Below are 21,108 nucleotides of genomic sequence, written 5' to 3' on the forward strand. Positions count from 1 at the left end.
ACCCCTGGGCTGCATCGCTCCTAGGCTCGGTGGCATGACTACGAACGAGAACACCACCACCGCCCCCGAGGCCTTCGCCGCCGAACACGCACCCCGGCTGGAGTGGGCGAAGCACGCCCCCGAGGTCTGGAAGGCGATGCTGCGCCTGGACAAGGCCGCCACGCAGGGGCTCGACCCGAAGCTGGGGGAGCTGGTGAAGATCCGCGCCTCCCAGCTGAACCACTGCGCCTTCTGCCTGGACATGCACACCAAGGACGCTCTGGCGGCCGGGGAGAGCGTGGAGCGGATCGTGCAGCTCGCCGCCTGGGACGAGTCGCGGCACTTCTACACGGAGAAGGAGCTGGCGGCGATCGAGCTGACCGAGGCGGTGACCGTGCTGACCGACGGCTTCGTGCCGGACGCGGTCTACGAGAAGGCCGCCGCGCACTTCGACGAGCCGGAGCTGGCTCAGCTGATCGCCGCGATCACGGTGATCAACGCCTGGAACCGCTTCGGGGTGACCTGCCGGCTGACGCCGGGGCACTACACGCCGGGACAGTACGCGTGACGGCCCGTACCACGCACCTGGACGCAGGTGTCCGTACGGCGCTCCAGGCGGTCGGCGCGGCCGCCAAGCGGCGCCTGGGCGACCCGGGCCTCGCCGAGCTGGTGCAGATCCGCGCCTCGCAGCTCAACCACTGCGCCTTCTGCCTCGACATGCACCTGGGCATCGCCCGCAAGCAGGGGGTGAGTGAGCGGCAGCTGGATCTGCTCGCCGCCTGGGAGGAGGCCGGGGAGGTCTTCGACGCGCGGGAGCGGGCCGCGCTGGCGCTGACCGAGGCGGTGACGGTGCCGACCGAGGGGTCCGTGCCCGACGCGGTGTACGAGGAGGCCGCCCGGCACTTCGACGCCGACGGGCTGGCCCACCTGCTCGCGCTGATCGCGGCGATCAACAGCTGGAACCGGCTGATGGTCGCGCGGCGGATTCCGGCGGGGAGCACGGAGTGGTGACGACGGGGGCCGAGCGGTTCCGGGCGCTGCACCACGGCCGTACGCCAGAAGACCCTCCCCCACTGCCTTAAAGGCGTGGGGGTACCCCCACGTCCTGCCCGGCCCCTGGGACGCGGCGAGCGCGCGGGTCTTCGCGGAGGCCGGGTTTCCGGCGCTGGCGACGCCGAGCGCGGGGGTCGCGGCCAGTCTCGGGTACGAGGACGGGCGGACCCCGGCCGACGAGATGTTCGCCGCCGTCGCGCGGATCGCGCGGGCCGTGGACGTGCCGGTGTCGGCGGACGTCGAGGGCGGCTACGGGCTGGCGCCGAAGGAGCTGGTGGAGCGGCTCCTGGAGGCGGGCGCCGTGGGCTGCAACCTGGAGGACTCGGCGGACGGGGTGCTCAAGGATCCGGCGGAGCACGCCGAGTGGCTGGCCGAGGTGCGGGCCGAGTCGGGCGGCGGCCTCTTCCTCAACGCCCGGATCGATACGTTCGTCAGGGGCGTCCAGGATCCGGGAGCGGCGATCGGGCGGGCCGCGGCGTACGTGGCCGCGGGCGCCGACTGCGTGTACCCGATCGGCGCGCCGGTCGGTGTGCTGCCGCTGCTGCGGTCCGGGATCCAGGGCCCGCTGAACGTGTTCGCGCGGCCCGGGGAGGGCCCCTCGCCCGCCGGACTCGGCGGACTCGGGGCCACCCGGGTCACGTTCGGGCCGGGTCTCCAGCGGCACGCCGAGGGGGCGGTGCGGGAGGTCGCGGCACGGCTGACGCGGTGAGGGTCAGGACAGCCACTTCTTCCAGACGGACTCGTGGCTGTCCACCCACTTCTTCGCCGCCTCCTCGGGCCGCATCTTCTGCTCGGCGATCATCAGGGAGACCTGGTTCTGGTCCTCGGTCGTCCACTTGAACTTCTTGAGGAGGTCCGCCGCCTTGCCGCCCTTCTTCGCGAAGTCGGCGTTGAGGTACTTCTGGAGCGGGGTGACCGGGTAGGCGCAGTCGACCTTCTCCGGGTCGGCGTCGCAGCCCTCCTCGTACGGCGGCAGCTTCACCTCGGTCATCGGGACCTTCTCGAACAGCCACTGGGGGGTGTACCAGTAGCTCAGGAAGGGCTTCTTCTCCTTGGCGAACTGCTTGATCTGGGTGATCTGGGCGGCCTCGGAGCCGGCGAAGACTACCTGGTAGTCCAGGTTCAGGTTCTTCACCAGCGCCTTGTCGTTGGTGACGTAGGACGGGGAGCCGTCCATCAGCTGGCCCTTGCCGCCGCTCTCCGCGGTGCGCAGCAGGTCGGCGTACTTGTTGAGGTTCTTCCAGTTGGTCACGTCCGGGTGCTTCTTCGCGAAGTACGTCGGGACGAACCAGCCGATGTGCCCGGTGACGCCGAGGTCGCCGGCGGGGGCGATGGTCTTCTTGTCCTTGACGTACCGCTGTTCCTGCTCGGGGTGGCCCCAGTCCTCCAGGATGGCGTCGACGCGGCCCTGGCTGAGCGCGTCCCAGGCGGGGACCTCGTCGACCTGGACGGTGTCGACGCGGTAGCCGAGTTCGTGCTCCAGGAGGTACTGGGCGACGGCCACGTTGGCCTGGGCGCCGACCCAGGACTGCACGGACAGGGTGACGGTCTTGGCGCCCTGGGCGTTGGCGAACGGGGACGCCTGCTTGGTCATGTCGGCGGCGCCGCAGCCGGTGAGCAGCGTCAGCGCGGCGGCCGAGGCGACGGCCGTGGTGGTACGTACGCGCATGTCAGGCTCCCTTCCTCGGGCGGCGTCCGGTGGGCTGGGTGACCCGGTCAAGCATCAGGCCGAGGCAGACGATGGCCGCGCCGGCCACCAGGCCGCTCGCCAGGTCTCCCTGGGCCAGGCCGAAGACGACCTGGTAGCCGAGCGCGCCACCGCCGACCAGGCCGCCGATGATGACGACGGCGAGGACCAGGACGACGCCCTGGTTGACGGCGAGCAGCAGCGACCGGCGGGCCAGCGGGAGCTGGACCTGGCGCAGTTGCTGTCCGCTGGTGGCGCCGAGCGAGCGGGCCGCCTCCAGGGCGGCCGGGTCGACCTGGCGCAGGCCCTGGGCGGTGATGCGGACGACGGCCGGGAGGGCGTAGACGACCGCGGCGGCCACGGCGGGCGCCCGTCCTACGCCGAACAGGGCGACGACGGGGATCAGGTACACGAACTGCGGCATGGTCTGGAAGACGTCCAGGACCGGTCGCAGCAGGCGTTCGAACCGCTGGCTGCGGGCGGCGGCGATGCCCGTCGCGAAGCCGATGACGAGGGTCACGGCGACGGCCGCGAGCACCTGCGAGAGCGTGTCCAGGGACGGGTTCCACACGCCGAGCACACCGATCGCGGCCATGGCGAGGACGGCGGTGAGCGCGGTGCGCCAGGTGCCGATCAGCCACGCGAGGGCGGCGACGACGAGGAGTACCGACCACCAGGGCAGCCACTGGAGGCCGTCCCGGAGCGGGTTGAGGACCCAGCTGGTGAAGTGCGCGGCCCAGTCGGCGGTGCCGCCGACGACGGGGACGCCGGAGTACAGGTGGGCGGTCATCCAGTCGACGGCCCGGTTGACGGGCTCGGCGATGTTGACCTCCCAGCCGTCGGGCCAGTCGAGGAAGCCGGCGACGCGTCCGGCGATCGCGACGGCCGCGGCGACGGCCAGGGCGTACAGCCAGGTCAGCGGCGACCTGCCGGGCACCCCGAGGCGCTCCTCCCCCGCCGCGCCGGTCACGCGGTCCAGGACGACGGCGAGCAGCACGATGGGGATGCCGGCCGCGAGGGCGGCGCCGACGTCGACCGAGGCGAGCGCCTGGTAGACGCGGTCGCCGAGACCGCCGGCGCCGATGACGGAGGCGATGACGGCCATGGACAGCGCCATCATGATCGTCTGGTTGACGCCGAGCAGGAGTTCCTTGCGGGCCAGCGGGACGCGGGCGGTCAGCAGCCGCTGGCGTGCGGTGGTGCCGAGGGACTCGACGGCCTCCAGGACCTCCTTGTCGGCGCCGCGCAGGCCCAGCGAGGTGAGCCGGGCCATGGGCGGGGCGGCGTAGACGACGGTGGCCAGGACGGCGGCGGGGACGCCGATGCCGAAGACCAGGACGACGGGGAGGAGGTAGGCGAAGGCGGGCAGCACCTGCATGGTGTCGAGCACCGGGCGCAGGACGCGGTCCATCCGGTCGGACAGACCGGCGGCGAGGCCCAGCAGGGCGCCCACGACGACCGACGCGAGGACGGCGACGACCATCAGGGCGAGGGTCTGCATGGTCGGCACCCACATGCCGAGCAGCCCGCAGGCGAGGAACGCGGCGGCCGTGCCCAGCGCCAGCTTCACGCCGGCCACGCGCCAGGCGACCAGGGCGCCGATCGCGGTGACCCCGGCCCAGCCGACGGCGAGGAGGGCGAGGTACACGGCGCGTACGGCGAGGACGACGACGTTGCTGACGTGGCCGAAGAAGTAGAGGAACAGCGGGTGGCTGTCGCGGTTGTCGATGATCCAGTCGCTGGCCTTGCCGAGCGGCTCGGAGAGGTCGACGGTGAGGGCGCCGGGCCAGGTGGCGCCGCCCCACTGGGTGACGGCCAGGGGGACGAGGATCGCGGTGAGCGCCGCCAGGGTGAGGAGCTTGCGGACGGCTCGGTTGGTAAGGATGCCCGGCGGGGCGGCCTTTTGGGCCGGTGCGGTGATCGTTGCCATTACGCGGGCTCCTCCGTGGTGGCGGAGGGCGGGGCGGTCGGCTTGCGGCGCGTGGCCGGTGCCGCTTTCTGCGGGACGGGCGCCGCCCCAGCGGCACGACTGCCCGCAGCTGGGTGGTCGGCCGAGGCGGCGCCGTCGGCTGCGGCGGGCTCGCCTGCTGCGGCGGCTGGGGCAGTACCGGCGGCTGCGGTGGCCACCTCTGCTGTGCCCGCCACCACCGACAGCAGGGTCTCCGCGTCGACAACCCCCAGGCAGCGGCCGTCGGACATCACGCGGGCCGGGGAGCCGGCGCGGGCGACGGCCTCGATGGCCTCGGAGACGGTGGCCTCGGGGCGGATGGCCGGGCCGGTGCCGGCCTCGTCGGACGAGGACGCGGGGCGCATCGCCGTACGGACGGTGAGGACCTGCTCGCGCGGGACGTCGCGGACGAACTCGCGGACGTAGTCGTCGGCGGGCGAGCCGACGATCTCCTCCGGGGTGCCGAGCTGGACGACGCGCCCGTCGCGCATCAGGGCGATGCGGTCACCGAGCTTGAGGGCTTCCTGGAGGTCGTGGGTGATGAAGACCATCGTGCGGCCCTCCTCACGGTGCAGCCGGACGACCTCCTCCTGCATGTCCCGCCGGATCAGCGGGTCGAGGGCGCTGAACGGCTCGTCGAACAGCAGCACCTCGGGGTCGACGGCGAGGGCGCGGGCGAGGCCGACGCGCTGGCGCTGTCCGCCGGAGAGCTGGCCGGGGCGGCGCTGCTCCAGGCCCTCCAGGCCGACCTTGGCGACGATGGCGGCGGCGCGCTCGCGGCGCTCGGCGCGGCCGATGCCCTGGACCTCCAGGCCGTAGGCCACGTTGTCGAGGACGCTGCGGTGCGGGAGCAGGCCGAAGTGCTGGAAGACCATCGCGGCCCGGTGCCGGCGCAGTTCGCGCAGCCGGGACTTGTCCATGGCGCGGACGTCCTCGCCGTCGATGGCGATGGAGCCGGCGGTCGGCTCGATCAGCCGGGTCAGGCAGCGGACGAGGGTGGACTTGCCGGAGCCGGACAGGCCCATGACGACGAAGACCTCGCCCTTGCGCACGTCGAAGGAGACGTCGGCCACGGCGGCCGTGCAGCCGGTGGCCGAGCGCAGGTCGGCGGGGCTCAGGGCGGCCAGTTCGGGGTCGGCGGGGACGCGGCCGGCCTTGGGGCCGAAGACCTTCCACAGACCGTCCACGGAGAAGACGGGGGTGGTGGCCTGGTCGGTACCCGGCGGCGTACTGGCGCTGGTGGTGGTACTCATCGGGCGTCACCGCCGATCAGCTCGACGGCACGCTCGCCGACCATGAGCACGCCGATCATCGGGTTCACGGCGGGCATGGTCGGGAAGACGGAGGCGTCGGCGATGCGGATGCCCTCCAGGCCCCGGACACGCAGCTCGGGGTCGACGACGGCCTGTTCGTCGGTGGCCGCGCCCATCCGGCAGGTGCCCGCCGGGTGGTAGACGGTGTGGGCGACCTTGCGGGCGTACTCGCTCAGCTCCTCGTCACCGGTGACGTCCGGGCCGGGGCAGACCTCACGCTTGAGCCAGCCGGCCAGCGGCTGGGTCTTGGCGATCTCGCGGGCGATCCTGATGCCGTCGACGAGGGTGCGGCCGTCGTAGTCGTCCTCGTCGGTGAAGTAGCGGAAGTCCAGGGCGGGCTTCACGGACGGGTCGGCGCTGGTGAGGTGGAGGCGGCCGCGGGACTTCGGCTTGGGGATGTTCGGGGTCATCGAGACTCCGAACTCCGGGCGTTCGTAGCCGAGGCGCTCCGGGTTGTCCGTGAACGGTATCTGGTAGAAGTGGAACATCAGGTCGGGGCCCGCGTGTTCGGGGTCCCGGCGCACGAACAGACCGGCGTCGGAGTCCATCGCGGAGTTGTCCGGGATGGGTCCGTCGGTCTCCCAGACGATGACCGACTCGGGGTGGTCGAGCAGGTTCTCGCCGACGCCGGGCAGGTCGAGCGCCACCGGTATGCCGAGCGCTTCGAGGTCCTGGCGGGGGCCTATGCCGGAGTGCATCAGCAGGCGCGGCGAGTCGACGGCGCCGGCGCACAGCACCACCTCGTTCCGGGCCTTGACCAGGATCTCCTCGCCGTCCTTGGTGCGGACGTGGACGCCTTCGGCGCGCGTGCCGTCGAGCTGGAGCTGGTAGGCCCAGGTCTCCAGCATGAGCGTGAGGTTGGGACGCTCGTCCATCACCGGGTGCAGGTACGCCACCGAGGCGGACGAACGCTTGTTGTTCTCGGGGTGGTAGGCGAGGTCGAAGAAGCCGGCGCCCTCGGTGAACGGCTTCTTGTTGAAGCCCTCGACCCGGGGGACGTCCAGCGCCTTCTGCGCGGAGTCGACGAAGTCCCGGGCGATGGCGTTCCGGTCCTTCTCGTCGACGGGGACGATGTTGTTCTTCAGTCGCGCGAAGTACGCCTCCATCTGCACCGCGCCCCAGCCCTTGGCGCCCGCGGCCTCCCACTCGTCCCAGTCGGACGGCAGCGGCTTGAAGGCGATGAGGGTGTTGTGCGAGGAGCAGCCGCCTAGCACGCGGGCGCGGCTGTGCCGGATGTGCGAGTTGCCGCGCGGCTGTTCGGTGGTGGGGTAGTCGTAGTCCAGCTCGCCGCCGAGCAGACCCATCCAGCGGCGCAGGGTGAGCACGTCGTCGCGACCGACGTCGCTGGGGCCGCCCTCGATGACGGCGACGGTGACGTCCGGGTTCTCGGTGAGCCGTGAGGCGATCACCGATCCCGCCGTGCCACCGCCGATGACGAGGTAGTCGTAGACGTGAGTGGTATCTGGCATGGGGGTACTCCAGTGGGGCGAGCGGATGGTGCGGGGAGGCGCTTGGAGAAGCGAGAAGAAGCGTGGAGGAGCGAGGAGTCAGCCGGTGAACCAGCGGACGGGCTTCGGCGCGAGGTTCTGGTAGACGTGCTTGCTCTCGCGGTACTCGGCCAGGCCCGCGGGGCCGAGTTCGCGGCCGACACCGCTCTTGCCGAAGCCGCCCCACTCCGCCTGCGGCAGGTAGGGGTGGAAGTCGTTGATCCACACGGTGCCGTGCCGCAGCCGGCCCGCGACCCGGCGGGCCCGTCCCGCGTCGGCGGTCCAGACGGCACCGGCCAGACCGTACTCGGTGTCGTTGGCCAGGGCTACGGCTTCGTCCTCGGTGCGGAAGGTCTCGACGGTGAGGACCGGTCCGAAGACCTCCTCCCGTACGACCCGCATCTCGCGGTGGCACTGGTCGAGGACGGTCGGCTCGTAGAAGTAGCCGCTCTCGGGCCGCTGGGGGGACGGCTCGGGGCGCTTGCCGCCGCTGCGCAGCACGGCGCCCTCGGCGAGGGCGGAGGCGACGAAGTCCTCGGTCTTGGCGCGCTGCTGCTCGGAGACGAGCGGGCCGCACTCGACGCCGTCCTCGGTGCCGCGGCCGAGGCGGATCCTGTCGGCGCGGCGGGCGAGTTCGGCGACGAAGCGTTCGCGGACCGACTCCTCGACGATGAGCCGGCCACCCGCGGAGCAGACCTGCCCGCTGTGGATGAAGGCGGCGTTGAGGGCCTGGTCGACGGCGGTGTCGAAGCCTTCCTCGGTCGCGCAGGCGTCGGCGAAGACGACGTTGGGGTTCTTGCCGCCGAGTTCGAGGGCGACCTTCTTGACGGTGACGGCGGCGGCCTGGGCGACCTTGGTGCCGCTGACCAGGCCGCCGGTGAAGGAGACCAGGTCGACGTCGGGGTGCTCGGCGAGCCGGGCGCCGACCGTGTGACCGGGGCCGGTGACGATGCCCGCGACGCCGGTGGGGAGTCCGGCCTCGACGAGCAGGTCGATCAGGGCGACGGTGGTGAGCGGGGTGATCTCGCTCGGCTTGATCACGAAGGTGTTGCCGGCGGCGAGCGCCGGGGCGATCTTCCAGCTGGCCTGGAGGAGCGGGTAGTTCCAGGGCGTGATCATGGCGCAGACGCCGACCGGCTCGTGCACGACGACGCTGTGGATCTCGGGCGAGCCCGCTTCGACTACCCGGCCGGGGGCCTCGCCGGCGACCAGGTCGGCGAAGTAGCGGAAGGCGTCGGCGACGCAGTCGATGTCGACGCGCCCCTCCTCGACCGTCTTGCCCGCGTCGCGGCTCTCCAGCAGGCCGAGGGTCTCGCGGTCGCGCACGAGGAGGTCGGCGACGCGGCGCAGCAGGGCGGCGCGCTCGGCGACCGGGGTGTGCGGCCAGGGTCCGTCGTCGAACGCCTGCCGGGCGGCGGCCACCGCGAGGTCGGTATCCTTCTCGTCGCCCTCCGCGACCACGGCGAAGGGCAGGGCGTCGGCGGGGTCGAGGATGTCGCGGGTGGCACCCGCGACGGCCGCCCGCCACTCGCCCCCGGCGTGGATGGTGTCGCGCGCCTGAAGTTCCGTACTGTCCGCCATGATCTCTTAACGCCTTCCGTTCCTGTTCAGCGCCCGTGAGTCACACAGGTGTCATGCACGGGACCGGGTGCTCATGCCCTAGGGCCTCGCATGCATGCCGAATCCGGGACGGAAGTGTGCCGCGTCACTGAGCGCAGGTCGTGTACGGCGGGCAGAAGTGGCCCAGGGCCGTCAGGAGCAGCTCGCGCTCGTCCTCGCGGCCGTCCGCCTCGGCTCCGTAGGCGGCGATCGCGTACACCTCGCCGTCGGCGGCCACGAAGCGCTCGTCGACGACGTACCAGGTGCCGATGTCGGGTTCGCCCTTGAGGAAGTCGGCGAGGTACTCGAGCCGGGAGCCGACGAAATCGCCGTCGTCCAGGGTCTCCAGGGAGATCTTCCGGAAGCCGTCGGCCTTGGCCGTGTCGTCGGAGAGGAACAGCTCGAACGACGCGTCGGGCGAGGCCTCCTCCACCTGGTACACCTGCAGCCGCCGCGCGCCGTCGGAGCTGCGGTAGTTGACCACGTCGATGCCGTACTTCGAGGGCACCTCCTCGCGCACCCAGCCCATGGGCAGGGCGATGGTGAAGCCCTCCGGGTCGGCGTGCGGCTCGTAGTCGCCGGGCAGCCCGGTGGCCGTGCCGGAGGTCGACTCCGACACGGTGGGTGATGCCCCGGTCTCCTCGGTCCGCAGCGTGGAGGAATCAGGGGTCGAAGCGTCCGCGGTGGGAGACGCGGCCGCCGAGCCCGCCGCGTGGCCGCCGCCATCGTCCGTGCCGTCGTCCCCCGGGACCACCAGCGTCAGTACGAGGGCCGCCGCGACCCCGGCCGCGGCGGCTGCGCCCAGCACGGACCACACGAGCCGGCGGCTGGGCCGGCCGGTGCCGGCGGGGGGCGGCGTCGGCGGGTGCCCGGGCTGCGGCCAGGAACCGGTGTGGGGCAGCTCGGGCGTGGACCAGGTGCCCTGGGCAGGCGGCGGCGTCGGCGCGCCGGCCGGGTGGACGGCGCCCTCGTCCTGCGGCACCTCGGGCGCGGACGCCGGCCGGGGCGGCGGCGGTGGGCTGACCGGTGCCGCGGCGCCCGCGGTGTCCTCCCAGCGTTGGGTCGTCTCGTTCCAGTACCGCTGCTGTCCCCCGCTCATCGGCTCACATCCCCAGCAGCCCGGCCACCGTCCCGAAGGACGCGAACAGCGACAGGACGGCCTGCGTGTCGTCGAGCCGGTCCCGCAGCCGCTGGAGGCGCCCCTCGGGGGCCGTGCCGGTGCGGGTGATCTCCTCCTCGGTGTCCGCGAGGGCCGTGTCGAGCTCGGCGATCTGCTCGGTCGCCTGGATCCGCGCCAGATCGGCACGCAGCTCCTTCACCGCTCTCAGCAGTTCCTCGGCCGCCTGGTCGCGCGACGCGGTGGTGCCGTAGTGGCTCGTCACGTTCGCGTTGTCGCCGACGGCGAAGGTGGCCCCTTGGGCGTTGCCGATGTGGACGTTGGGCTCACTTTGTGCCATTGCTTCCTGATCCCTTCTGCGGCGCGGGGCCGGCGGTCTTGGACGAGCCGTGCGACGAGACGTGGGACTTGTCGCCGACGGCGAAGGTCGCCCCTTCGGCATTGCCGATGTAGGTGCTGCCGTTGCTGAGATTCACGATCTTCTGTACGAACTCACCGGTCTCGTAACCGGCGTCGGCCAGGGCCAGCCGCACCCCGTGGCCCACACGGTCCTGGATGCTCCTGAGATAGCGGCTGACGTCCATCTCCTGGAAGGTGGACCCGGTGGGCGTCGAGGCCAGCTCCCGTACGGAGACGGCGGGGCCCGCGGGGAGCGCCCCCGCGTGGCCGCCGGTCAGCAGCCGCCACCCGTACACCAGGCCCCGACCGAGGGTGAGCAGGGAGCGGCCCACGGAGCCGGGCACCAGGACGGCGGCCCCGGCCGCCTTGCCGAGCACGTTGTTGCTGCGGAACCGGTGGCAGGCGCGGTCGGCGTCCTTGAAGTCCGCGCGCACCGGGGTCAGCACGTGCGGGGCGATCTCCAGCATGAGCATGCGGCCCTGGGTGTGCAGGCGCACGAAGACCGTGACGACCAGCTCCTCCTCCCAGCCGCCGACCCGGATCCGCAGGAAGTGCCGTCGCTTCTCGGCGCCCTCCTCGACGGCACGCGCCCGGTGCTGCTCGAACATCTCCGGGCTGTACGGGGCCTGCTCACGGTCCAGCAGCCCCTCTACCGGGAGGAACACGCACTCGTCGATCTCCAGCCGGCGCAACCGGTCGCGCACCCCGGCGCCCGCGTACTCGGAGCGCAGGCGCAGCTGTTCGATCAGGGGACGGACGCGGTCCAGGATCGCGCGGTTGCTGAGCGGCTGCTGCTTCTTCTCGTCGTCCGGCCGCAGTTCGACGGCCAGGACCCAGGTGTCGTACGCCGCTCCCGCTCCGCAGAACGGGTGCTTCTCGTCGTACATGACCAGCGGCGCGTGCTGTTCCAGCCGGATGCGCCGCATCAGCCGCTGGAACCGCGCGCCCTCGGCCTTCTCCGCCGGGTCACCGGCGGCGTCCGGGAAGCGTTCCGGGGAGAGTTCGGCGGCGAGCGCGCGGGCGAACTGGTTGCGCTGCGCGGCCACGCACAGCCCGATGAGCACCAGGACGGCGATCCCGAACCAGGCCTGCCACACCTCGATCACGCCGACACCGCCCTCGACGGACGGGGTCGCGACACTGGTGATGTCCTGCCAGTCGGGGCTGTCGGAGCCGGACAGCTCGTTCGACGATCCGAAGGAGGAGGAGTCGTCGTCCGAGCCGGCGCCGAACGCGAAGGCGACCAGGAAGAACATGCAGAAGGCGAACTGCAGACGCCCGCACCAGCGCGCCGCGAAGGCCGCGAACCGTCGGTACAGGGGCGGTCGCTCGGCACGGCCCCTGATCCAGGGGGCCACGGCGAGCAGCACACTGGGCCACAGGAGCACGGCGAGCAGCCAGCCGCTGAGCGGCAGCCCCACCACCCACAGGCCGATGACGGCCGCGGACCACAGCAGCTCGTGCCGGCGGGCCCGCAGGGCGTGCGCGAGGACCCGGGCCGCGTCGAAGCCGAGCGACGGCGCCACGATCCGCTGTTCGTCGAGATACAGCTCCTCGATGACGCGGTCCCGGTAACCGGGGTCGAGGTAGGCACCCGCGCACAGCAGCCGGGCCGCCTCGCTGGCGTACGGCGGGGTGGGCGGGGGTTCGGGTGGTGTCCCCGCGTTGCTCTGCTGTGGTTGCTGCGGCACGTAGGCGGTGCTCATGCCGGTCCCCCGATGCGCGTGAAGTCCATCGACGACAGTTGAATTGACGGGGCATCAGCATAGGGGAGGGACGGAGCCGGCGGGTCCGGAACGTCAACAGGGCGCGGGTGAAACGGGTCGGTCCCCGGACCGCCGTGGCGGAACCGGGGACCGGTGCACCGGCCGGATGCCTGATCCGGCGGTGTCGTGGTGCGGGGCGTCAGAGGAGGCCGAGACCGCGGACCGCGTCGCGCTCCTCCGACAGCTCCTTGACGGAGGCGTCGATGCGGGCGCGGGAGAACTCGTTGATGTCGAGACCCTGGACGATCTCGTACTTGCCGTCCTTGGTGGTGACGGGGAAGGAGGAGATCAGGCCCTCCGGGACGCCGTAGGAACCGTCCGACGGGATGCCCATGGAGGTCCAGTCGCCGTCGGCGGTGCCGTTGACCCAGGTGTGCACGTGGTCGATGGCGGCGTTGGCGGCGGAGGCGGCCGACGAGGCGCCGCGGGCCTCGATGATGGCCGCGCCCCGCTTGGCGACGGTCGGGATGAAGTCGTCGGCCAGCCACTTCTCGTCGCCCACGGTCTCGGCGGCGTTCTTGCCGGCGATCGTGGCGTGGAAGATGTCCGGGTACTGGGTGGCGGAGTGGTTGCCCCAGATGGTCAGGCGCTTGATGTCGGCGACCGTCGAGCCCGTCTTCTTCGCGAGCTGGGTCAGCGCGCGGTTGTGGTCCAGGCGGGTCATCGCGGTGAAGCGCTCGGCCGGTACGTCCGGGGCGGCGGCCTGGGCGATCAGGGCGTTGGTGTTGGCCGGGTTGCCGACGACGAGGACCTTGATGTCGTCCGCGGCGTGGTCGTTGATGGCCTTGCCCTGCGGCTTGAAGATGCCGCCGTTGGCCTCCAGGAGGTCGCCGCGCTCCATGCCCTTGGTGCGGGGGCGGGCGCCGACGAGGAGGGCGACGTTGGCGCCGGCGAAGGCGACGTTCGGGTCGTCGGTGATCTCGATGCCCTGGAGGAGCGGGAACGCGCAGTCGTCCAGCTCCATCGCGGTGCCCTCGGCGGCCTTGAGCGCCGGGGTGATCTCCAGGAGGCGGAGCCTGACCGGCACGTCCGCGCCGAGCAGCTGGCCGGAGGCGATGCGGAAGAGCAGGGCGTAACCGATCTGGCCGGCCGCGCCGGTGACGGTGACGTTCACGGGAGTGCGGGTCATGGCGTTCTCCGTATGACAGCTGGCGGTGGGGCGTCCCTGCCCCGGACGTTTGATCGATCTCTTGATACCAAGAGATCGATCCAGCCGTCAGGCTATCGCGCCCGCGGTGTCCGGGACGTCCGGGTCGGTGTGGCCCGGCCCACAGGGCCGTCCCGGCGGCACCGGGCGGCGGACGGGGCAACGGAAGGCGGCCGCCTGTCCGGGAGAGGGGGGACCAAGCGGCCGCCGTTTCGGGGGATACCGTTGCCGGACTCCCGTGGGGGTACTTCTCGCGTGCCCGGGTCCTCGCCGGGCATGCCTGCCGCCGGCGAACTTTCTTCGCGGGCCCGCTGGGTGCGCCCGCTCAGTGCGCCCGCTCAGTGCCGTCCCGCCGTTTACTCCGTGCAGCCCTGGACGCCGGACGCGGTCGTCACGCACGCCTCCGCCTCGGCCGCGGACTTCACCGCCACCATCGGGGTGTACGCGACGGTGTCGCCGACGCCGGAGACCGTCCCCGTCTGCTGGTTCTTGCCTTCGGCGCTCACCTGGACCTCGTCGCCCTGGGCGGCCTGGGTCACGCGGGCCCACGCGGCACCGCAGGTCTTGCTGTAGCGGACCTCGACCGCGGTCGTGCCGACGGTGGCGGTCGCGGCGGTGGTCACCAGGTCGCCTCCGCAGCCCATGACCTCCGGGTCCTTGCCGGTGCAGGCGTCGCCGCTGCACTTCACGCCCGGCGGCAGCTGCTGCTCGCTGCTCACCGTGGGGGACGGCGAGGGCTTGGTGCCCTCGTTCTTCTTGTCCCCGCCGTCGTTCAGCAGGAAGAAGGCGCCCGCGATCACGACGAGTACGCCGACGACACCCGCGACGAACGTCGTCATCCGCCTGCTGCCGCCCCCGGAGGGCCGGCCGCCCGGGCCCGAGCCGCCGTGCGGGGGCTCGCCGTACCCGGCGGAGGGGCTCCGGACGTCGGGCGCGGCGGGGCCCGGCGCCGCAGCGGGGCCCATGGCTGTGGCGGCCTCTCCGGAACCGGCCCGGTGCCCGGGGCGCACCGTGCGGTCACCGGTCGGCGCCGGTCCCCGGTATCCGGCCATACCCCACGAGTTGCCGTCGGTCGCGCCACCGGAGGACGGGACGTCGGAGAACGGGACGGAGGGGGCGCCGGTCGTGCCGCCGCCGCGAACCGGGCCGGCGGCCGAGTCGGGGCTGTCCGCCGCGGTCGGCTGCGCGGGGACCGTCGGCCCCGGCGTGGGCGCCACACCGGCCGGCCCCGCGACGCCGGGAGTGGCCGACGTACCGCCGCCGTGCCGGCCGGTCCGGCTTCCCCGGCCGGTCCTGCCGCTGTTCCTGCCGCCGTCGCCCGGCTTGGCGGTCTTGCCGAAGGGAGTGCCCAGTTCACCGAGCGCGGCACGCGCCTGGGATATCCGGATGGCCTCCATGGTCATGTCGTGGCGCATCTCCGAGCGGCTCCAGGCGCGCTCGGCCAACTCCCACATGGTGGTCAGGTGCAGGGGGTTGGTCCCCGTCACCTCGGCCAGGGCCACGATGGCGCCCTTCGGCGCCAGCAGCCGTCCGTTCAGGTATCGCTCCCAGGACGTCTTGCTGTAGCCCGTGGCGTCGGCCACCGACGCGACGCTCAGTTCACTGCGGTCCACGAGTCGGCGCAGCTGGCTGGTGAACTCTCTGATCTGCGGATCGAGTTCCTCCGGCAAGGCCTTCCAACGAGGCACTGCTTCCCCCCTCTTCCCCCGGTACGTGCTGGTCGTTCCCCCGCCGTTCTGGCTACCCACAGGGATGCGCCCGATCAGGAGCTCAGTTCCCGGGGTGGGGGCGCACAGGAGCACAGAGGTCGCGGGCATGCACGGTCGCACGCCCACTGACACCTGGTCCAGTCTCCCACCGGCGTTCCCGTGCTCGCGACGGAACCCCTGAACGGAGCCCCTTTGCGGGGGCCTCGTAGCGGAGTAGCGGAACGGTCACTTCCGTGCCACAGCGCCCTGACAGGCGTTGAACAGGGCGTTCGACGTGCAGGAGTGTGGATCCCGGCGGCGGCCCGTCCTTCCACGGGGGTGGAGGACGGGCCGTCGTTCGAGCGGGGTCTCTGTCGCTGACTGCTTCGCTGACTACTTTCGCTAACTACTTACGGTGAAGTGCAGCAGATCGTTCAGGAACGGGATCTTCAGTGGCGCTTTCGGCTGCGCCATCAGCGCCAGCATGGCGATGGTGATGCCCAGCACGCCGTAGGTGACGATGTCCGTGAAGCGCGAGCGGACCGCGAGCATGCCGACGTCCTGCACGGACCACCGCAGCGCGGCGCCGATCAGCAGCGCGACGCCGACGAGCACCAGTCCCCACCGGAACACGTCGAGCCCGGTGATCAGCAGACCGATCCCGACCAGGCCGACCACGGTGAGCACCGGCCACTGCCGGGCGGGCGCCGGGGCGTCGCCGGCCGCGGCCCGGCCGCCGCCCTCGGGGCGCGCGGTGTCGCGGGTGAAGAGCGGGAACCGGCGCGTGGCGCGTTTCGGCCTGCCCTGGGCGTCGGGCGCGCTGACGGGGTCCCGGACGGTGATGTCCTCGGAGTCCTCGGAGTCCTCGGAGTCCTCGGAGTCCTCGGGGTCCGAGGCGTCCCCCGCGCTGTCGGGGTGCTCGGTCTTCTCGGCGGGGTCGACGGTGTCCCCGGCGTCGGCCGCTCGGTCCACGCCCTCGGTGCCGTCGGCGCGCACGGCGGTGTTCTCCGGGGCCTCCCGGGCCTCGGGCGCCTCCGCGCGATCCGTCGTCCGGCCGGGGCGCTCGGCGTGGGTGTCCTCAGCCGGCACGGCGCTCCGCCGCCTCCACCACGTTGACGAGCAGCTCGGCGCGGGTCATCGGGCCGACGCCGCCGGGGTTCGGGGAGATCCAGGCGGCGACCTCGGCCACGTCCGGGTGGACGTCGCCCACGATCTTGCCCTCGGCGTTGCGGGAGACGCCCACGTCGAGGACGGCGGCGCCCGGCTTGACGTCCTCGGCGCGGACCAGGTGCGGGGAGCCGGCCGCGGCGACGATGATGTCGGCGCGCTTGAGGTGGGCGGACAGGTCCCGGGTGCCGGTGTGGCACTGGGTCACGGTGGCGTTCTCGCTGCGCCGGGTGAGCAGCAGCGGCATCGGGCGGCCGATGGTGACCCCGCGGCCGACGACCACGACCTCGGCGCCCTTGATCTCCACGCCGTAGCGGCGCAGGAGGGTGAGGATGCCGTTGGGGGTGCAGGGCAGCGGCGCCGGCTCGTTCAGGACGAGGCGGCCGAGGTTCATCGGGTGCAGGCCGTCCGCGTCCTTGTCCGGGTCCATCAGTTCCAGGATGCGGTTCTCGTCGATGCCCTTGGGCAGCGGCAGCTGGACGATGTAGCCGGTGCAGGCCGGGTCCTCGTTCAGCTCGCGGACGACCGCCTCGATCTCGTCCTGCGTCGCCGTGGCCGGCAGGTGACGCTGGATGGAGGCGATGCCGACCTGCGCGCAGTCGCGGTGCTTGCCGGCGACGTACTTCTGGCTGCCGGGATCGTCGCCGACCAGGACGGTACCGAGGCCGGGTGTGACACCCCTCTCCTTCAGCGCCGCCACGCGGGCGGTCAGTTCGGACTTGATCGCGGCTGCGGTGGCCTTGCCATCGAGAATCTGGGCGGTCATGCCCCCATCCTCGCGGATGACCGGCCCCCGGTTCCAATCCGGCCGGTATCCGGTCGTCGGTTCTTGATCGACGTTGTTGCACTTGCACAACACCTTGTGAGCGGGCTGGACAAGTAAGAGATCGGTCAAGAACGATTGGGGTGCACAGTGCCGCGGGGCCGTACCGGGGGGGACGAACCGCTACGAAGAAACTCCTCCGACTCGCGCCGCGCGCCGTCCCCGCACATGACAGCGACGGAGGAAGTCCCGCCATGAGTTTCGGCGATCCGAACAACCCCTACGGCCCGCCCCAGGGCGGCGGCCAGCAGCCGAACTACGGCTACCCCCAGCAGCAGCCCCAGCAGCAGCCCCAGGGCCAGCCCGGCTACGGCTACCCGGCGGCCCCGCCGGTACAGCAGCCGTACGGCGGCGGCTACGCGCCCGCCCCGGTGGCGATGCCCGGCTCGGTGAAGGCAGCGCGCGTGATGCTGTTCGTCCTGGGCGGCTTCCAGGTGATCGGCGGCCTGCTGATGATGATCGCCAGCGCCTGGTTCTCGGACCAGTTCGAGGACGCGGTCAACTCCGACCCGAGCATCTCCGCGGAGGACGCGGACGCCGCCGCCAGCGTCGGCACGGGCATCATGATCGTCCTCGGTGTCATCGTGCTGGCGTTTGCGTTCTGGGCGATATTCACGGGCGTCAAGTTCGCCACGGGCCGGGGCGGGGCGCGCGTCTCCGCGATCATCTACGCGTCGGTGGTCGTGCTGTTCAGCGTCATCAGCCTGTTCACGGCGAACGTCTTCGCCCTCATCAGCCTGGTGCTCGGCATCCTGATCATCGTCTTCTGCGCCAACCGGAACGGCAGCTACTGGTTCACCCGCCCGCAGTACTGAACCGGCGTACGCCAGTGCGCACTTCTCGCCAATCACGTCACAGGGCCGTGTCTCACCCGTACGAGGGGGGGCACGGCCCTGGTGCGTCGCCATAGTCTGACGTGGGTAGCCGTCAGGCACGGGGAGACGCACCTTGTTCAGCATCATCGTGGTACCTCCGCCGACCCCGGAGGACGAACACAGCAGCGCCCAGCTCCGGCTCGCACCCGGCGAACGGCTCGTCTTCGGACGCGCCGTGCCCGAGGGCGGGCTGCTGATCGCGCACGACGGGGTGTCCCGCCGGGCCGGTGAGATCACCGCCCACGGCACCTTCTGGACCGTGAGCAACCTCTCGGCCCACCAGACGTACGTGGTGGAGAACCCGGAGGGCGCGGGCGAGCACATCAAGGTCGCGCCGGGCCGGCTCGACGCGCCGGTGCCGTTCGAGTTCTCGCGGATCGTGCTGCCCGCCGCGGGCGACCTGCTGCCGGTCGAGGTGTGGGCGCCGCGCCACGACTATCTGCGCGCCGAGGACTGCACCGACGGCGAGCCGACCGCTCCGGCCTTCTCCGTCGACCGCACCAAGCGGTACTTCGCGGTGCTGGCCGCGCTGTGCGAACCGCGGCTGCGCGGGGCGCCGCACGCGCCGCTGCCGACCATGGACCAGGTCGTCGAGCGGCTCCGCCCGGCCTGGCCGGCCGCGTCCCGTACGTCGGTGCAGTGGAACATCGACTACCTCGCCGTGAAACTGCGGCTGAAGCCGGGCCCGGAGACCGCCGACCCGGGCCCGCGGCTGAACGGCAAGAAGGAGTCGCTGGTCTCGCTCGCGCTCCGCTTCGACCTGGTCCGCGAGGACGACCTGGTGGTCCTCGCGGCACCGTCCGGACAGGCGCTGCGATGACCGAGCCGTACGCCGTCCCGGTGCCCCGGGGGTACCGGGTGGGTGTGTGGGAGGTGCGCGAGCCGATCGCCACCGGCGCCTTCGGCAGCGTGTACGCCGCGCGCCGCGTCGACGACACCGGCGGCACCGGCGGCACCGGCGGCACCAAGGGCGGCGACGGCACCGGCGGGAACCTGCCGGACACGGCCGCCCTGAAGTTCCTGCCCACCGGCACCGGCACCCCGCGGCAACTCGCCCACCTGCGGGACCTGGTCGAGCGCGAGATCGCGCTGCTGCGCCGGCTGCGGCAGCCCCGGCTGATCCGGATGTACGAGACCCTCACCGTCGACGACCCCGACCACCCCCGGCTGGACGGCGCCACCGTCCTCGTCCTGGAGCGGGCGGAGGGCTCCCTGTCCGCCCTGATCACCGCCTCGCCCCGCCCGCCGGCCGGGCCCGCGCTGCTCGCCCAGGTCTGCGCCGGGCTGGCGCAGCTGCACCGGGCGGGCTGGGTGCACGGCGATCTGAAACCGGCCAATGTGCTGCTGATGGCGGACGGTTCGGTGCGGCTGGCCGATTTCAACATGGCCGCCGAGCTGGAGGGCACCCACGCCTACACGCCCGCCTTCTCCACCCCGGACTACACGCCGCCCGAGCTGCTGTGGTCCGAGATCGGCGAACGGGGCCGCCGCATCCGTCCGTCCGCCGACGTGTGGGCCTTCGGGGTCCTCGCCCACCTCGTCCTCACCGGGTCCTTCCCGCTGCCCGGCGGCACCCCGACGGCCCGCCGCGACGCCGCCGTCGCCTACGCCCGGGGCACCCATGAGCTGCGCCTGTCCCCCGAACTGCCGCAGGCGTGGCGGGAGATCGTGCGGGACTGTCTGACCCGGACGCACGCCGGCCGGACCGGCACCGACGCCCTGCTGCGCCGGGTGGCGGCGGCCGTGGGAGGCGCGAGCGGCGCGGCGAGGTTCTCGCTGCGGGCCGGTGGCCGCCCCCGGCGCACCGTCCTCGCCGCCTCGGCCGCGGCATTCGTCGCGCTGGCGGCGCTCGGCTACGGCGTCGTCTCCTGGGCCGGCGACGGCCGGCAGCCCGCCACGGGCCCGCGCGGCGGCGGCACCGCGAGCGTCTCCGCCGCCGCCTACGGCGCTGACGTGCTGCGCACCGACCGGGACGTGCCGCCCGCCTACCGTCTGCTGATCGTCGAGACGGCGCACGACTGCGACCGCGAGGAGGTCAGCCCGGCCCTGATCGCGGCCATGCTGAAGGTGGAGAGCGATTTCGACCCGGCCCTGTCCGACCCGGCCAAGAACGAGTACGGCATCGCCCGCTGGACGCCGAGCGTGCTGCGCTGGTGGATGAACGAGGACGGCACACCCGGCGAGACCGTCCCGGAACCGCCGTTCCCGCCCGCCGAGTCCATCCCCGCGATGGGCCGCTACCTGTGCTGGATCACGCCCCGCCTGCAGGCCGGCCTGCCCGGCGACCGCTCCGTCCTGGTCGCCGTCGCGTACCGGACGTCGTACCGGAAGGTGAACGACGCGGGCGGGGTTCCCCCGAAGTACCGTGACTACGCCGACCGCGTCGCTCACCACCTCAAGGAGTACACGCCGCCGGGGCGGAAGTGACCCTGTGACGTCTGAGGTTTACGGCGACCCGCCGCGCCGTCCGAATGCTTAGGGTGCCCTCACCCGCCTCCCGTACGCTCCCCCTTGTTGGACTGGGGAAGGGCTACCCCGAGGGGATCGGGGGAGGGGGACGACTCCATCCCTCTCTTCGGAGGGAATCCCCTCCTTTAGGTGGGGAGGGAATGCGATCTCAGGACTGCTCTGACCCGCAGGCTACGACGGACGTTTTTGCTGCTCGATGTACTGCTCGACGACGGTCAGTGGTGCTCCGCCGCAGGACCCGGCGAAGTAAGAGCCGGACCAGAACCGGCCGTGCATCGTGGCACGGTTCACGCGGCCGGTGAACTCGGTGCGCAAGTACCGCGAGCTGACGCCCTTGAGGGAGTTGACCAGGTTCGAGAGGGCAACCTTCGGCGGGTAGTGCACGAGCAGGTGTACGTGGTCCTGCTCGCCGTTGAACTCGATCAGGTCCGCGCCGAAGTCCGTGCAGACGTTCCGCATGATCTCTTCGCAGCGTGTCAGCATCTCGTCGTTGAAGACCTCGCGCCGGTACTTGGTTACGAAAACCAAGTGGGCGTGAAGGTGGTAGACGACATGACGACCTCGGCGGATATCGGTGTTTGGTTCCCAACG

At 72.2% G+C, this 21,108-nt stretch carries 18 protein-coding genes and 1 pseudogene; 6 read left to right on the forward strand and 13 right to left on the reverse strand.

What is annotated here, in order from left to right; all coding sequences use genetic code 11:
• Positions 1 to 34 precede the first annotated feature (34 nt).
• From ACFWR9_RS25790 to ACFWR9_RS25800, 3 genes and pseudogenes are all read left to right on the forward strand, one after another.
• On the forward strand, positions 35 to 547 hold the full coding sequence (locus ACFWR9_RS25790) for a carboxymuconolactone decarboxylase family protein (RefSeq protein WP_383846173.1): 513 nt from the start codon (positions 35 to 37) through the stop codon (positions 545 to 547).
• A complete protein-coding gene (locus ACFWR9_RS25795; protein WP_383846175.1) occupies positions 544 to 990 on the forward strand; it encodes a carboxymuconolactone decarboxylase family protein in 447 nt (148 codons plus the stop codon). Before ACFWR9_RS25790 ends, ACFWR9_RS25795 begins: the two co-directional genes overlap by 4 nt.
• A 26-nt stretch (positions 991 to 1,016) precedes the next feature.
• A pseudogene (locus tag ACFWR9_RS25800) lies at positions 1,017 to 1,741 on the forward strand (isocitrate lyase/phosphoenolpyruvate mutase family protein).
• Between the two features lie 3 nt (positions 1,742 to 1,744).
• On the opposite strand, the gene ACFWR9_RS25805 reads toward ACFWR9_RS25800, so the two are convergent.
• From ACFWR9_RS25805 to ACFWR9_RS25860, 12 genes are all read right to left on the reverse strand, one after another.
• The gene (locus ACFWR9_RS25805) at positions 1,745 to 2,701 is read right to left on the reverse strand and encodes an ABC transporter substrate-binding protein (protein ID WP_383846177.1); all 957 of its coding nucleotides are present in this window, start codon (positions 2,699 to 2,701) and stop codon (positions 1,745 to 1,747) included.
• Between the two features lies 1 nt (position 2,702).
• Entirely contained in the window at positions 2,703 to 4,649 is a 1,947-nt protein-coding gene (locus ACFWR9_RS25810) for an ABC transporter permease (protein WP_383846179.1), read from the reverse strand.
• Entirely contained in the window at positions 4,649 to 5,920 is a 1,272-nt protein-coding gene (locus ACFWR9_RS25815) for a glycine betaine/L-proline ABC transporter ATP-binding protein (protein WP_383846181.1), read from the reverse strand. The genes ACFWR9_RS25810 and ACFWR9_RS25815 overlap by 1 nt, the downstream gene beginning before the upstream one ends.
• Entirely contained in the window at positions 5,917 to 7,449 is a 1,533-nt protein-coding gene (locus tag ACFWR9_RS25820) for a GMC family oxidoreductase (RefSeq protein WP_383846183.1), read from the reverse strand. The genes ACFWR9_RS25815 and ACFWR9_RS25820 overlap by 4 nt, the downstream gene beginning before the upstream one ends.
• A gap of 78 nt (positions 7,450 to 7,527) precedes the next feature.
• Positions 7,528 to 9,048 (reverse strand): aldehyde dehydrogenase family protein, encoded by a 1,521-nt coding sequence (locus ACFWR9_RS25825; protein WP_383846185.1) that lies wholly within the window; start codon positions 9,046 to 9,048, stop codon positions 7,528 to 7,530.
• A 124-nt stretch (positions 9,049 to 9,172) separates the two neighbouring features.
• Positions 9,173 to 10,165, reverse strand: coding sequence for a hypothetical protein (locus ACFWR9_RS25830; protein ID WP_383846187.1), 993 nt, complete (start codon positions 10,163 to 10,165; stop codon positions 9,173 to 9,175).
• Between the two features lie 4 nt (positions 10,166 to 10,169).
• Positions 10,170 to 10,523, reverse strand: a complete 354-nt coding sequence (locus tag ACFWR9_RS25835; protein WP_383846189.1) for a hypothetical protein — start codon at positions 10,521 to 10,523, stop codon at positions 10,170 to 10,172.
• Complete coding sequence (locus ACFWR9_RS25840; RefSeq protein WP_383846191.1) at positions 10,510 to 12,288, reverse strand: hypothetical protein; 1,779 nt, start codon at positions 12,286 to 12,288, stop codon at positions 10,510 to 10,512. The genes ACFWR9_RS25835 and ACFWR9_RS25840 overlap by 14 nt, the downstream gene beginning before the upstream one ends.
• 199 nt (positions 12,289 to 12,487) lie before the next feature.
• Complete coding sequence (locus ACFWR9_RS25845) at positions 12,488 to 13,477, reverse strand: malate dehydrogenase (RefSeq protein ID WP_383846193.1); 990 nt, start codon at positions 13,475 to 13,477, stop codon at positions 12,488 to 12,490.
• Between the two features lie 374 nt (positions 13,478 to 13,851).
• Complete coding sequence (locus ACFWR9_RS25850; protein ID WP_383846194.1) at positions 13,852 to 15,183, reverse strand: DUF2690 domain-containing protein; 1,332 nt, start codon at positions 15,181 to 15,183, stop codon at positions 13,852 to 13,854.
• A gap of 402 nt (positions 15,184 to 15,585) precedes the next feature.
• A complete protein-coding gene (locus tag ACFWR9_RS25855) occupies positions 15,586 to 16,155 on the reverse strand; it encodes a DUF3017 domain-containing protein (RefSeq protein ID WP_383846208.1) in 570 nt (189 codons plus the stop codon).
• Between the two features lie 106 nt (positions 16,156 to 16,261).
• A complete protein-coding gene (locus tag ACFWR9_RS25860; protein ID WP_376350688.1) occupies positions 16,262 to 17,116 on the reverse strand; it encodes a bifunctional methylenetetrahydrofolate dehydrogenase/methenyltetrahydrofolate cyclohydrolase in 855 nt (284 codons plus the stop codon).
• Positions 17,117 to 17,367: 251 nt separating this feature from the next.
• Here ACFWR9_RS25860 and ACFWR9_RS25865 point away from each other — a divergent pair, with 251 nt between their 5' ends.
• From ACFWR9_RS25865 to ACFWR9_RS25875, 3 genes are all read left to right on the forward strand, one after another.
• Entirely contained in the window at positions 17,368 to 17,988 is a 621-nt protein-coding gene (locus tag ACFWR9_RS25865) for a hypothetical protein (RefSeq protein ID WP_383846196.1), read from the forward strand.
• Positions 17,989 to 18,121: 133 nt separating this feature from the next.
• Positions 18,122 to 18,868: an FHA domain-containing protein gene (locus tag ACFWR9_RS25870; RefSeq protein WP_383846198.1), complete on the forward strand. Its 747-nt coding sequence runs from the start codon at positions 18,122 to 18,124 to the stop codon at positions 18,866 to 18,868.
• The gene (locus tag ACFWR9_RS25875; RefSeq protein WP_383846200.1) at positions 18,865 to 20,475 is read left to right on the forward strand and encodes a serine/threonine protein kinase; all 1,611 of its coding nucleotides are present in this window, start codon (positions 18,865 to 18,867) and stop codon (positions 20,473 to 20,475) included. Before ACFWR9_RS25870 ends, ACFWR9_RS25875 begins: the two co-directional genes overlap by 4 nt.
• A 213-nt stretch (positions 20,476 to 20,688) precedes the next feature.
• Here the strand turns inward: ACFWR9_RS25875 and tnpA are convergent, their stop codons facing one another.
• Entirely contained in the window at positions 20,689 to 21,087 is a 399-nt protein-coding gene (gene tnpA, locus ACFWR9_RS25880; protein WP_383846210.1) for an IS200/IS605 family transposase, read from the reverse strand.
• Positions 21,088 to 21,108 lie beyond the last annotated feature (21 nt).

The sequence above is a fragment of the Streptomyces sp. NPDC058534 genome (assembly GCF_042717365.1).
Classification (GTDB): Bacteria; Actinomycetota; Actinomycetes; order Streptomycetales; family Streptomycetaceae; genus Streptomyces.